General features: G+C 71.2%; 13 protein-coding genes. 10 read left to right on the forward strand and 3 right to left on the reverse strand.

Annotated elements, in window-relative coordinates:
• The first annotated feature begins 136 nt into the window (after positions 1–136).
• The 4 genes from QSK15_RS06030 to QSK15_RS06045 all read left to right on the forward strand — a co-directional run bounded on the left by QSK15_RS06030 (position 137) and on the right by QSK15_RS06045 (position 4,658).
• A complete protein-coding gene (locus QSK15_RS06030; protein ID WP_030331435.1) occupies positions 137–370 on the forward strand; it encodes a zinc-ribbon domain-containing protein in 234 nt (77 codons plus the stop codon).
• 318 nt (positions 371–688) lie between these two features.
• Positions 689–2,944, forward strand: a complete 2,256-nt coding sequence (locus QSK15_RS06035) for a putative bifunctional diguanylate cyclase/phosphodiesterase (RefSeq protein ID WP_285793256.1) — start codon at positions 689–691, stop codon at positions 2,942–2,944.
• A 50-nt stretch (positions 2,945–2,994) separates the two neighbouring features.
• Positions 2,995–3,753, forward strand: coding sequence for a MerR family transcriptional regulator (locus QSK15_RS06040; protein ID WP_285793257.1), 759 nt, complete (start codon positions 2,995–2,997; stop codon positions 3,751–3,753).
• Between the two features lie 134 nt (positions 3,754–3,887).
• Positions 3,888–4,658, forward strand: a complete 771-nt coding sequence (locus QSK15_RS06045; RefSeq protein ID WP_285793258.1) for a hypothetical protein — start codon at positions 3,888–3,890, stop codon at positions 4,656–4,658.
• A 7-nt stretch (positions 4,659–4,665) separates the two neighbouring features.
• Here the strand turns inward: QSK15_RS06045 and QSK15_RS06050 are convergent, their stop codons facing one another.
• A complete protein-coding gene (locus QSK15_RS06050) occupies positions 4,666–5,988 on the reverse strand; it encodes a serine hydrolase (protein WP_285793259.1) in 1,323 nt (440 codons plus the stop codon).
• A 254-nt stretch (positions 5,989–6,242) separates the two neighbouring features.
• On the opposite strand from QSK15_RS06050, the gene QSK15_RS06055 reads away from it, so the two are divergent.
• Positions 6,243–6,527, forward strand: a complete 285-nt coding sequence (locus QSK15_RS06055) for a putative quinol monooxygenase (RefSeq protein ID WP_285793260.1) — start codon at positions 6,243–6,245, stop codon at positions 6,525–6,527.
• An 18-nt stretch (positions 6,528–6,545) separates the two neighbouring features.
• On the opposite strand, the gene QSK15_RS06060 is transcribed toward QSK15_RS06055, so the two are convergent.
• Positions 6,546–8,123, reverse strand: coding sequence for a gluconokinase (locus QSK15_RS06060; protein WP_285793261.1), 1,578 nt, complete (start codon positions 8,121–8,123; stop codon positions 6,546–6,548).
• Positions 8,124–8,256: 133 nt separating this feature from the next.
• Here QSK15_RS06060 and QSK15_RS06065 point away from each other — a divergent pair, with 133 nt between their 5' ends.
• The 3 genes from QSK15_RS06065 (at position 8,257) to QSK15_RS06075 (ending at position 11,325) form a co-directional block, all read left to right on the forward strand.
• Positions 8,257–9,408 carry a hypothetical protein gene (locus tag QSK15_RS06065; RefSeq protein WP_285793262.1) on the forward strand — a complete coding sequence of 384 codons (1,152 nt, stop codon included), beginning with the start codon at positions 8,257–8,259 and terminating at the stop codon, positions 9,406–9,408.
• A gap of 45 nt (positions 9,409–9,453) precedes the next feature.
• On the forward strand, positions 9,454–9,987 hold the full coding sequence (locus QSK15_RS06070; protein WP_285793263.1) for a WapI family immunity protein: 534 nt from the start codon (positions 9,454–9,456) through the stop codon (positions 9,985–9,987).
• A 102-nt stretch (positions 9,988–10,089) separates the two neighbouring features.
• The gene (locus QSK15_RS06075) at positions 10,090–11,325 is read left to right on the forward strand and encodes a hypothetical protein (RefSeq protein ID WP_285793264.1); all 1,236 of its coding nucleotides are present in this window, start codon (positions 10,090–10,092) and stop codon (positions 11,323–11,325) included.
• A 71-nt stretch (positions 11,326–11,396) separates the two neighbouring features.
• Here the strand turns inward: QSK15_RS06075 and QSK15_RS06080 are convergent, their stop codons facing one another.
• Complete coding sequence (locus QSK15_RS06080) at positions 11,397–11,825, reverse strand: VOC family protein (RefSeq protein WP_285793265.1); 429 nt, start codon at positions 11,823–11,825, stop codon at positions 11,397–11,399.
• 70 nt (positions 11,826–11,895) lie between these two features.
• On the opposite strand from QSK15_RS06080, the gene QSK15_RS06085 reads away from it, so the two are divergent.
• Positions 11,896–12,195 (forward strand): helix-turn-helix domain-containing protein, encoded by a 300-nt coding sequence (locus tag QSK15_RS06085; protein WP_285793266.1) that lies wholly within the window; start codon positions 11,896–11,898, stop codon positions 12,193–12,195.
• 38 nt (positions 12,196–12,233) lie between these two features.
• Positions 12,234–12,998, forward strand: a complete 765-nt coding sequence (locus tag QSK15_RS06090) for an alpha/beta fold hydrolase (RefSeq protein WP_285793267.1) — start codon at positions 12,234–12,236, stop codon at positions 12,996–12,998.
• Positions 12,999–13,035: the final 37 nt, after the last annotated feature.

A 13,035-nucleotide genomic window follows, 5' to 3' on the forward strand; every position in this document is an offset into this window, starting at 1 on the left:
AAGATCCGAGCAACATCGGGGAAACTGCTGTCTCCAGCCGCGTGGAGACAGCAGTTTCCCCGTACTTGAGCAGATCTTGTGACTTCCGCCGCCGGGATGTGGTGACTTTTCGCGGTCGGGTGGGTACTGGCTGGCGATGTTCTTCATCTTTGGTCTGCGTACCAAGGTCGACAGGTCCGGTGTCGTGCAGCAGGTCTGCCGCCACTGCGGCAACCAGGCCGCACAGGTGATCACCCGCCGTTCGACGAAATTTACCCTCTTCTTCATCCCCCTCATTCCGATCCGTACCCGGTACGCGCAGCAGTGCACGTTCTGCGGGGCGGAGTACGAGATCTCCAGGTCCGACGCCGAACGCCTCCCGGTCGGCTGACCCGACGATGGAACGCTTCCTCTGCTGGCTGATCGGCCGACCCACGCCCCCGGTCGACGTGGCGGTGCACACCGTCGCCCGCCCGCCCTGCACCCCCGGTCGGCGCAGACGCCGCCGCGCACGCCGTCCGTCGGCCGGCACCACACTGCCCCGCTCACCCTGGAACCGCTCCGGCGGTCGCTGACCGCGGGTCCGGGCATCCGCAACGGCGTGCACGTTCGGCTCTGGCGGCGTTTCTGAGTGCTGGTTAGGCTTTCGAAGTTTGCCGTGGACCGGTCCTGCCGAGGGTGCACGCACGACGAAAGGGCCGGAGCGACCGTGTCCCGACAGGACGGAACGCAGGCTGCGGGGGCGCTCAACCCCGCCGGTGCGTTCGTCGCGGCTGCGGTCATCCTTCTGGAGGCGGGCTGGCTGGTCGCCGCGTTGCCCGGTGCCGCGCTGGTCAGTGATGTCGGCGCGATGCTGGTCGCCGGCTGGGCGACACTCGCGTGCGTCGGGGTGGCCCGTCGGCATCCGGCGCCGCTGCGTCGCTTCTGGACCCTGCTCGCGGTCACCATGGCGCTCGCCGCGATCGGCCGGGCGATCTGGACGGCGCAGCGGCTCGTCGGCGGCGACCTGCCGCACACGCCGGTGGTCGGGGTGGTCTTCACCGCCGGCATCCTCACCGGCACGGCCGCGTTGCTCAGCTCGCCGTCCGCACCACGGACCGCGGTCGGGCGGGCCCGTACGTTGCTGGACGGGGTGATCGTCGCCCTGGCCCTGGTGCCGGTCGGGTGGGTGCTGGTCTTCCGTGGGGTCGCCGCGGCCGAGCTGGCCGACCCGGCGCGTACCCTCGGGCTGCTCTTCCCGATGTTCGACCTGATGCAGCTCACCATCCTGGTCGCAGTCTCCGGGCCGGCCCGGCCGATGTGGCGGCCGATGAGCATCCTCGCGGCGAGCCTCACCCTGCGGGTCGTCGCCGACGTCGTCTACGTGTCGCTGGTCGCCCGCGCCGACTACACCGCCGGTCACCCGATCGACCTGTGCTGGCCGTTGAGCTATCTGCTGATCGGCCTGGCCACCCGGAACCCGCCACCACCGGACTGCGACGGCACCGACGACACCGCCGAGTCGCCGCTGCCGCCCTGGTGGCGGGTGGCACTGCCGTACCTGCCGGTGGGTGGGGCGATCGTCGCGGTGGTGCTGGCCCGTCGGCCCACCGGGCAGACCCCGCACCTGGTGTTCGTGACGATGATGGTGCTGCTGGCGGCCCTGGCCGTCCGGCAGGGGCTGGCCGCCAACGAGAATTTCCGGCTGGTGGTCCGGCTGCGCCGGCTCGCGTACGGCGACCAGCTCACCGGGTTACCCAACCGACTGTTGTTCAACCGGCGGCTGCGCCTGGCGCTGCGCGACGGGCGGCCGGTCGCCGTGCTGCTGCTCGACCTGGACGGGTTCAAGCAGGTCAACGACCGGTTCGGGCATTCCACCGGTGACACCCTGCTGACCGGGCTCGCGGCCCGGATGCGCACTGCCGTCAACGGCGACGGCACCATCGCCCGGCTCGGCGGCGACGAGTTCGCCGTGCTTGTCGACGGCGACCGGCCGGTGTCACCCGAACGGCTCGCCGAGCGGCTGCTGGACGCGTTGCGGCCGTCCGACGACGAGGAGGACGTCGGGGTGCACCCGTCGGCGAGCATCGGCATCGCCGAGTACGGCCCGCAGCACGCCTCCCACACCGACCTGCTGCGCGACGCCGACATCGCCATGTACGCGGCCAAGGCGGCCGGGAAGTCCGCGTACCGGACGTGCACGCCGGCGCTGCGCGAGTCGGCCGTCTCCCGTGCCGAGCTGATCGCCGACCTGCGCCGCGCTGTCGACGAGGACCAGCTGCGCCTGGAGTTCCAACCCATCGTCGACCTGGCCACAGGTGCGGTACGCAGCGCCGAGGCGCTGGTGCGCTGGCGGCACCCCCGGCTGGGGATGTTGGCTCCGGCGAAGTTCCTGCCGCTGGCCGAGGAGACCGGGCTGATCCTGCCGATCGACCGCTGGGTGATCCACGAGGCGTGCCGGGCCGCCGCCACCTGGCGGGGTCGGGTGCCGGACGCCACCGTCGCGGTGAACATCGCTGCCGCGCACCTGCGTCGGCCGGACCTGATCGCCACTGTCACGGCGGCCACCAGCGCTGCCGGGCTGGCGCCCCGGGCGTTGACCCTGGAACTGACCGAGTCGGCGCTGATCGAGGGCACCGAGGCGGTGCTGGAGCGGCTGCACCAGCTCCGGGAGCTGGGCATCCGGATCGCCATCGACGACTTCGGCACCGGCTACTCGTCGCTGAGCTACCTGCACCGCATCCCGGCCACCGAGTTGAAGATCGACCGTTCGTTCGTGGCGCGGCTGGGCACCGACGACCGGGCGTACGCCACGGTGGAGATGGTCACCCGGCTGGCCGGCGCGTTCGACCTGGCGGTGGTCGCCGAGGGGGTGGAGACCGAGCGCCAGCACGAGGCGGTCGCCGCGATCGGCTGCCCGCGCGGTCAGGGCTATCTGTACGGGCGGCCGGACGGCCCCGCCATGGTGGGCCAGAATCGGAGTTGACTCTCACGTAACGGCAGGCAGGAGCCTGGTTCCCGGAAGGGAGGGGGACCATGGCGTACACGGTGGGTCAGGTGGCGAAGGTCGCCGGCGTGACGGTGCGGACGCTGCACCACTACGACGAGATCGGGTTGCTCTCGCCCAGCGGGCGCACCTCGGCCGGTTACCGCCGCTACGACGACGCGGACCTGCAACGGCTGCAGCTCGTCCTGTACTACCGGGAGCTTGGTTTCCCGCTTGAGGAGATCACCGCGATCATCGACGACCCGGCGGCCGATCCGGCCGCGCACCTGCGCCGGCAGCACGAACTGCTGACGGTACGGCTCAAGCGGTTGCAGGAGATGGTCGCGGCGATCGAGTTCGCGATGGAGGCGAGCAAGTTGAACATCCAACTCACGCCGGAGGAGCGGTTCGAGGTCTTCGGCGACTTCAGTCCGGAAGAGCACGAGGCCGAGGCGGAGCAGCGGTGGGGTGACACCGAGGCTTACCGGGAGTCGAACCGGCGGGCCTCCCGCTACACCAAGGACGACTGGCTGCGGATCAAGGCCGAGAACGAGGACTGGGGCCGGCGGATCGTCGCGCTGATGGCCTCGGGCGCACCGGCGGACAGCCCGGAGGCGATGGACCTGGCCGAGGAGCACCGGCAGCTCATCAGCCGCTGGTTCTACGAGTGCTCGTACGAGGTGCAGACCGGGTTGGCCGACATGTACCTGGCCGACGAGCGGTTCACCGCGTACTTCGAGAACATCGCCCCGGGGCTGGCCGCCTATCTGCACGAGGCGATCCACGCCAACGCGATCAGCCGGGCGTGATCGGCCGGCAGGCCGACCGGGAGCAACAGCGGCCGGCCGGCCGACCGGGAGCAACAGCGGCCGGCCGACCGGGAGCAACAGCGGGTGCGGTCCGGCTACTCTGGCCGGACCGCACCGCCCCGGGGGAGATGACAGTGCAGAAACCGAAGCTGATCGCCGCAGCTGTCATCCTCGTCGTGGCGGTCGCCGCCGGGGTGTGGGCACTTGTGGCCACCGGGGACGAGCCCGACGCGGGTCGCCCGGCGGCGTCGGCGGGTCCGACCGACGGGGTCGGTGTGCTCACTGCCGCCGCCGGGAAGGTCGACCAGCAGACCTACAAGCTGACGTTGAGCAGCGGGACGACGGGCGGGGACGGCACCGTGGTGCTGTGGGACCCGAAGGCGAAGCGGGGTCTGGAGACCACCTCCCTGAAGGTGCCCAGCGGTGAGGTGAAGATCGAACGGCTCACCACCGGGCCGGACGTCTACGTGCGGGTCAGCGCCCCGGACCGGCGCGTTCCGGTCTGGGACGGCAAGACCTGGTGGCATGTCGGCGCTCCGGGTTCACCGCCCGCCAAGCAGGGCCTGGACAACACCCGGTTGGCCGACACGCTCAGCACGGTGACCGCCGTCCGGCAGACCGCCGCCCGGGAATACGCGGGCACGCTGGATCTGCGCCACAGCGGCGCGGTGCTGGGCGAGGGGGTCGGCGGCGTGCTCGGTGACCGGGCCGGGGCGGTCCCGTTCACCGCTGCCGTCGACGAGCAGGGGCGACTGGTCCGTTACCGCATCGAGCTGGCGAGCGAGCAGTCGGAGGTCGCCCAGCTCGACCTGACGTACTCGGATTTCGGGCTGTCGGTGTCGGCGGACCCGCCGGCGGCCGACCTGGTCGGCGAGGACCCGCCGGCGAACATCCCCGGCGCCTGACGCCGGCTCACTCCTCGACCGCCCCGTCGACCGGGTCGACCAGGAAGTCGTAGACGGTGCGGGCCATCCGCCGGACCGTCTCGTCGCCGGTAGCCATCGGCCCGGCGGTGAGGAAGGCGACGGCGGTCTCGGTGCCGGGGATCAGGTAGTAGCCGACGTCGTGTGAGGCGTCCGGCAGGTCACCGGTCTTGTGCGCCACCGGCACCCCGGGCGGCAACGCCGCCGGGATCTTCGTGTTCAGGGTCTGTTCCCGCATGAACCCGATCATCAGGTCGCGGGAGGCGGGGGTGAGGATCTCACCGTCCCAGACCGCGCCGAGCAGCGACACCACGTCGTCCGGGCTGGTGTAGTTCTCCTCGCCGCGTTGCGCGGCGGCGCTGTCGAGCATCCGGCGAGCCAGGATGGTGGACCGCTGATTCATCGAGTCGATCAGCGCGTTGACCGGGGCGAACCCACCCAGGTAGGTGATCAGCACGTTCGCGGCCACGTTGTCGCTGTACTTGATCAGGTATTGGGCGAGCCGGTGCAGTGTGACCACCTGCGGGAACGTCTCGAACTGCAGTTGGCCGGTGCCGCCGACCACGTCCTCGGGGGTGACCAGCACCCCGTCGTCGAGGAAGGCCTGTCCACAGTCGACCCGGCGCAGCAGCTCGACGAGGATCCAAAGTTTGATCACGCTGGCCGCCTTGGGGCGCAGCGACCCGTTGACGGCGATCTGCTGATCACCGTAGCGGCCGGACAGGTCACGGACGGTGGCCCCGGCCGGGTTGAGGCTCGCGTCGGCGACCACCCGGGCGAGCTGATTGCTGAGCGGAAGCAGCCGCGCCCCGGCGACCGGGTCGGTGGGCGGCTGCGGGCTGGTGACCACCACACCGGTCAGCGTCGTCGGTGGGCGATGCTGGGGGACCACCTCCAGCGTTCCCTCGGTCCGTCCGGCGAGCGGCACCCGGTAGCGGTAGGCCGTTCCCCCGACCACGACCGTGCCGCTGGCCACGCCGGCGGCAACCAGCATGTTCGGGTCGGCGACCCGACCGGTGTCGCCGTCGCAGGCGCGGTAGCGCACCGTGTGCCCGAGCGAGTCCACTGCGAACACCCCGCCGGGAAACGACAACCAGGACACCTCGCTGGTCGGTGGGCGCTCCGGTGTCGGGTCCAGTCCCGGCTCGTGGCTCCGGCCGTCACCGCCGTACCCCGGCTCGGTGGTCTGTGCCTGGTCCGCGGCGGGCCCGCGGTCCGGGTCGTCGGCGGTGGCCGGCCCGGTCGTCGCGAGCACCGCGAGCGCGACCGCCGCCGACAGCACCTTCAGGGGTACGCGGGCAGAGTTCCTCAACAAGGAAGATGAGCGCCTCTTGTCGCTTTTTCTCACGTTTGCACGATATGAAGCGCCGGAGCCTGGTGAGTCCGGTGGGACCGGCGTCACCCGTCCGGGCGGCAATGTCCCGGAGAGCGCTATATCCCACGGGTATAAAGATGACTCACAGGCGTCACGCTTTGCTCTGCACCCGCCCATGCGCCAGCTACGGACGGTGAGTGGTGCGCGGGCGGGTGCAGAGCAAAGGTCAGCCCACTCACCCCGGAGGCCCAATGTTGATCATCGCTGGCAGTCTGCAGGTCGAACCGGCCGCGCGCGAGGCCTACCTGTCCGGCTGCGCGCAGGTCATCGCGCAGGCCCGCGCCACCGCCGGCTGCCTCGACTTCCTGCTGGCGGCCGACCCGTTGGAGCCCGGCCGGATCCACGTCTACGAACGCTGGGAGTCCGCGGAGCAGCTGGAGGCGTTCCGTGGCTCCGGGCCGGACGACGGGCCGGAAGTGGCCATCCTCGACGCCGACGTGCGGCGTTACCTGATCTCCGGCGTCGAGGCGCCCTGACCCGTGGGTCGACCCCGGTCACGCCGGTGATTCGAGACCGGTGGGCAGGCCGGGTGCCATCCGACGGATCGAGGCGAAGGTGGGCGTGAGGGCGTCGTACAGCTCGGCGAAGAGCGGCAGCAGCGCCGCGTAGGTGGCGGCGGCGGCCGGGTCGGGGCGGACCGTCTCCTCGATCCGCACCAGGTCGGCGGCGACGTCGATGCTGGGGATCAGCCCGAGCGCCTCCATGCCGAGCAGCGCCGCGCCGAAGCTCGACCCCTCGTGCGCGGCCGGGAAGCTCACCGGCAGGCCGAGCACGTCGGCGAGCATCTGCCGCCACAGGCCGCTGCGGGCGAAGCCGCCGCCGGCCCGGACCTCGCGAACCTCGTTACCGGCCGCGCGCACCGAGCTGAGCACCAGCGCGAGTTGCTGACAGACACCCTCCAGCGCGGCCCGCACCAGATGCTCACGGCGGTGTGCGTGGGTCAACCCCACGTACGCGCCGCGCGGCAGGGCGCTCCAGTGTGGTGCCCGTTCGCTGTGCAGGTACGGCAGCATGATGAGCCCGCCCGAGCCGACCGGCGCGCGGGCGGCGAGGGCGACCAACTCCTCCTCGGCGTGGTCGCCCAGGTCCGGGGTGAGCGCCGCGCCGGCCCACTTGAGCACGATGCCGCCGTTGTTGACCGCGCCACCGACCGCCCAACGCTGCTCGGTCAGCGCGTAGCAGAACACCCCGCCGAGCGGGTCCACGCCGGGCCGCTCGACCATCACCCGCATCGCGCCGCTGGTGCCGATCGAGCAGGCCACCATGCCGGGATGCACGGCGCCCAGGCCCAGGTTCGCCAGCGGCCCGTCGCCGGCGCCGACCACCACCGGGGTGCGCTCCGGCAGGCCGGTCTGGGCCGCGCTCTGCGCGGTGAGGTTGGGCAGCACGGCGGTGGTGGCGACGAGCTGCGGAAGCTGTTCCCCGGTGATGCCGGCGATGCGCAGCGCCTCGTCGTCCCACTCCAGCGTGTGGATGTCGAGCAGGCCGGTGGCCGAGGCGATCGAGTGGTCGGTGACCAGCGTGCCGCAGAGCCGCAGCAGCACCCAGTCCTTGATGCCGACCCAGTGCGCCACCCGCTGGAAGAGTTTCGGCTCCTGCTCGGCGAACCAGAGCAGCTTGGGCAGCGGCGACATCGGATGCATCGGCGTGCCGGTGCGCCGGTGCAGGGCCAGCCCCGACGGTGCCGCCCGCAGCCGCTCGGCCTGTTGGGTGGAGCGCGAGTCGGCCCAGGTCAGCGACGGGGTGAGGGGGTTGCCGTCAGGGTCCAACCCGATCAGGCTGTGCATCGCGGAGCTGAACGACAACCCGACCACCGGCTGCACCAGCTCGGCCACGACGATGCTGATCGACCTGAGCACCGCGTCGAGGATCAGTTGCGGGTCCTGTTCGGCGTAGCCCGGTTGCGGGTTGTTCATCGGGTAACCGGCCAGGTGGCTGCCGAGTTGCCGCCCGTCGGTGTCGTACGCGACGGCCTTGGTGCTGGTGGTGCCGATGTCGACCCCGATCACGACCCCGGGCAGCGTGACTGCCGGCACGACCGTCACCCCCTCGGAGAACATGAACGTCGGCACTAGTATCCCCCTATCGTGCTGATTGCTCCGCCGATCGGATACTTCGCCCGTTTCGGCGTGTCCGGGTACCGCGCCGCACCTGTTGAACCCGACGACACCCCAGATTGGTGGCCTGCGCGGCGAAGGAGTCGGCGTGGCAAAGACTGATTCGACGGGTTCCACATGGCGGTACCGGTGGGCGCACCGGCAGAACGTGCGGCGGGTCAGCACGTTCCGCGGCGCTGAGACGGCGTGGCGGCGGCGCGACGACGAGTTACGGCGGCTGCGCGCCCTGGCCGCCGATTTCCAGGGCTCGGCGGCCGCCGGCGCCGGCCTGCCGTTGGAGTTGGCCGCCGACGAGGTGGTGCTCTGGGCGCTGCCCGCCGTGCAACTGGTCGAGGTGCGACACACCACCGTGCTGCCCGCGCCGGACCTGCACGTCGACCCACGAACCGGGCCGCTGCGTCCACGCCGCCCCGACGGCGTCCGCGTCACCGACGCCGGCATGGCCGTGATCACCAGCCGTCGACTCGTGCTGCTCGGCGGACGAGGCCGGCGCGACTGGGCGTACGGCCGGATGACCGGCCTGGCCCACGACCCGACGGCGCCGGTCACCCTGATCCAGGTGCTGGACCGGCGGCGTACCTCCGGGCTGCTGCTGCCCACCGACGCCGCGTCGGACTTCCGGTTCAAGCTCACCCTGGCCTTCGCCGACGCGATCGAACAGCGGTCCGCGGTGCTCGCCCAGCTCGACGAGCTGATCGCCGAGCACGCCCAGCTCAAGCCGTTCCGGCCGGCGGTGGCCACCCCCGGGCAGGCCCGACTGTCGTCGTTCGTACCCGGTGGTCGCAGGACCATCGCGGTGGCGGCGGCCATCGCGCTGCTGGTGCCGGCGGCGCTGATCGAGTCGGACCCGTCCGACCCGACCGGTGGCGCGGAGGTCGCCGTCGCCGCCACCCCGGCACCCACCCCCAGCGTGGCACCGGCGGTGATCCGCCCGGCCGACCCGGCGCTCGCGCTGAAGACCCCGCCGCCGAAGCAGAAGAAGTCACCGCGCCCCACGCCCAGCGCGACCACCGATTCGCGCTGCGGGGCACCGGAGAACCCCTTGGGGTACGGCTTCTGCGGCGGCACACGGATCCGCAAACCGGCCGCCGAGGTGTGCGACTGGTTCGACTGCGTACCGCAGTTCTGGGCGGGTCGCGGCTACCTCGTGCAGTGCCGCGACGGCTCGGTCAGCCTGGCCGGAGGTCGGCCCCACGCCTGCGCCGAGCATAGGGGCGTGCGGCGAACCATCACGAAGTGACCGATTCGGGGCCTGAAGTCCGCTTTTCTCGGCCAGAATGATCGAGTGGAGATCCGGTCCGACGATGGCGCCCGGGTGCGGATACGCCCCGTCGGCTACCAGCCCGGCATCGACCCGCCCGACGACCCCGACGGGGTCACGCCCGGCTGGCGCGACTGGCTGCTGATCGAGGTGGACGCCCGCACCGCCGACGGTCAGACCTGGTCACACCACTACCCCAGCCTCATGGTCGAGGAGGCCCGCGCGCTCGGCGGCTGGCTGCACGGGCAGGCCACCGCCGCGCTCGGACTGAGCGCGCCACCGGCCATGGTCCGGTTCACCGAACCCAACCTGGCCCTGCGCAGCCGGGTGCTACGCCGCCGCCGGCTGGAGTTGATCGTGGAGTTCTCCGCCGAGTCGTTGCCACCGTGGATGCGCCGACCGTCCAGCGCGATCTACCCGCTGGTCCTCACCGTCTCCGCGGACGCCCTGGCCGCCGCCGCCGAGCACTGGGTCGAGCACTGCGAGGCGTACCCGCCGCGTACCCGGTCGAGGTTTCCGACCCACGGCCCGCAGCCGTACCGCCGCCGGGCCGGCTGATCACCTGCAACTCTCGCCTTCCGGGCACAAGGGGACACATCGACCGTGGTCGCGTTACTGTCACGTACGTGAGCGGTTGTACCGCGTGTGACCGTGACCTCTGTGGCCTGTGCTCCCTGGCGGATCGCCTGGGCTGAGCGCGAGAACGATCGTCGGCAGCGCGCGTACCGCGACGCCACCGACGCCTGGCGGCGCCGCGACGACCACCTGGCCCGGCTCCGCATCGAAGCCGCCAGCTTTCTCGGGTGTACGCAGCCCCGCACCGGCCTACCGGTGGACCTCGACGACGACGAACTCGTCTTCCGCGTCCTCCCCGTCGCCACGCTCGTCGAGGCCGGGGCGCGGCACGTCCCCGGCCTGCCCACCCCTGGCTTGTGGTCCCTCGCCGAGACCTCTTCCGAGGAACTGCCGCCAGGGCTGCGGACCGTCGACACCGGCATGGCCGTGGTGACCAGTCGACGGGTGGCCTTCGGCGGCCGGGAACACCGGCGCGAGTGGCGGTACGCCGACCTGATCGGCCCTGCCCACCACCCCGACGTCCCGGTCACTCTGCTGCCCGATCGCGGTCGGCTTTCCGGCCTGCTGGTCCCGGCGGGTGCCGTGGTGAACTTCCGCTTCTACCTCGCCCTCGCCGCCGCCGACGATCGCGCCGCCGTCATCGCGCAGGTCGACGCGCTGCTGGCCGCGCACCGGGCCGCCCACCCCGGGCCCGTTCTCCTGGCGGAACCCGAGGACGCGCCCCTGACCGCGGTACGCCCCGACCGCCGGGCGCTCGGCGCTGCCGCCGTCGCGGCAGTGGTGTTCGTGACGCTCGGCCCGGGTGCTCTGGGGCCTGGCGCTTTGGGCCCCGGTGCTCTGGGGCCCGGCGGGTGGGGTTCACGCGGGCCGGTGCCCTCGGCGGAGATCGTGACCATGGAGGTTCCGAGGGCCGGGGCGATCCTCGTTCCGATCGGCCCGGTCACGCCGGTCGGACCCCGGTCACGGATCGGCTCGGCCGAGAGCGCCGTATGGAGCCCGGCTGTCCGACGGCCGAGTCCGCCGCCTGTTTCTACTGTGGTGGCACCCGCAGTCGAGGTGACCCCGCCACCGATCCCCGCGCCGACCGTCGCACCAGCCCCGCCGGCCAACCCGGTGCCGACACCTGACCCGGCCCCCACCACCGACCCGCCCGCGTCAGTCCCGCCGACACCGCCCGCCGCGTCGCTCACGCCGACGCCGACGCCGACCGCGACTGTTACGGCGACGCCCTCATCGGATCCGGGGCTGTTGGCGATCTGCCTGGACCCACTTCAAATGCCGTTGCTGGACCCGCTGCTCTGCCCGTCTCCGACACCCTGATCAGGGTCCGTGCCGGCGCGGCTGCTCAACTCACGGCTGCTTCAACTCACGGCGCTTCAGCCCGTGGCGCTTCAGCCCATGGCGCTGAAGTTGGGAACGGTGAGGGTGCCGTCCTCCGCGAGGGTGAAGCCCGGGTTCCAGGCGATCTCCCACAGGTGGCCGTCCAGGTCCGCGAAATAGCCGGCGTAGCCGCCGTAGAACGTCTCCCGGGCCGGCTTGGTCACCGTCGCGCCGGCCTTGGTCGCGGTGGCGATCACCTCGTCGACCTCGGCCCGGGAACGGACGTTCTGGGCGAGGGTCATCGCGCCGGTGCCGGGCCCTTCGATGCCGGCGTCCTCGGCCAGCTTGTCGCGGCCCCAGAGGACGACGGCCAAGCCGCCGGCCTGGAAGAAGACAGTCTCCTCGACCTCCTGACCCTGCCAGCCGAGCTGCTCGTAGAACGCCTTCGCGCGGGCCACGTCCGCGACTCCCAGAGTGACCAGACTGATCCGCTGCTCCATGCCCTTAACGTAACGCCAGCAGCACGCTCGTGGCCTCATCCCATAGCATTGATGCTATGAGGTGGGAGCGATGAGTGATCGCCTGGACTGGAACGACCTGCGTGAGCGCCGGATGGCGGAGCCGGGAGCGGCCGAGACCTACGAGGCCACCCGGATCGCCTTCGAGCTTGGGCAGGAGGTACGCCATCTGCGCGAAGGGCATGGCTGGAGTCAGAGCCAGTTGGCCCGCGCCGCCGGCATGACTCAATCCGCGGTGGCCCGCTTCGAAGCAGGCGGAACGGTGCCGACGCTGCCGGTGCTGGAGCGTCTGGCCCGGGCTCTGGACCGGAGGCTAGACGTCAGGTTCACCTCCGATGCGGACGCGGCCTGACCGCATCCGAAACAGTGGTTGATCTAGCATGCTGAGGCATGCGGGGGTTCTTCACAGTCGGCGGTCTGAAGCTTTCCTACCTCGACTTTGGCGGGCCGGGCACTCCACTCCTGGCTCTGCACGGGCACTACAACGAAGCGTCGGCCTTCGCGCCGCTGGCTGAGGCATTGGCCCCAGGGTGGCGGGTGATCGCGCTGGACCAGCGTGGGCATGGAGAGTCCGACCGTGCCGAGAGCTATGAACGGGACGACTACGTTGCCGACGTCGCCGCGTTCCACCAGCATCTGAATGTCGGCCCGGCTGTGGTGCTGGGCCACTCACTCGGCGGGGTGAACGCCTACCAGTACGCCAGCCGGCACCCGGACCGGGTCAGCGCGCTGGTAGTCGAGGACATCGGCGCGGTCGTGGACTGCGACTGGTCGTTCACCACCCGACTCCCTCGCGATGCGCCATCACGCGATGCGTTGGCCTCGGCAGTGGGTGCGGCGGCTCCCTATCTGGAGTGCTCTTTCCGTCAGTCGAAGGGCGGCTGGGGCTTCTCGTTCGACATCGATGACACGGTGGCGTCTCAGAAAGCGCTCAACGGCGACCACTGGAACGACTGGGTGTCGGTGACCTGCCCGACCCTCCTGATCCACGGAACGCGCAGTGACGAGCTGACGGCCGCTCACGCGCGCGAGATGATCACCCGTCGCGACGATCGAGCGACGCTTGTCGAGCTGCCAGCAGGTCACGTCGTGCATCACGATGCCCAAGCGGAGTTCGCCGCTGTGGTCAGCGCCTTTCTGTTGGACACCGAGTGAATCCTTAGGCGGCGATTATTCGGGCGGTGGCGTACAC

Origin of the sequence: Micromonospora sp. NBRC 107095, assembly GCF_030269705.1 — a bacterium.
Lineage (GTDB): Bacteria > Actinomycetota > Actinomycetes > Mycobacteriales > Micromonosporaceae > Micromonospora > Micromonospora parva.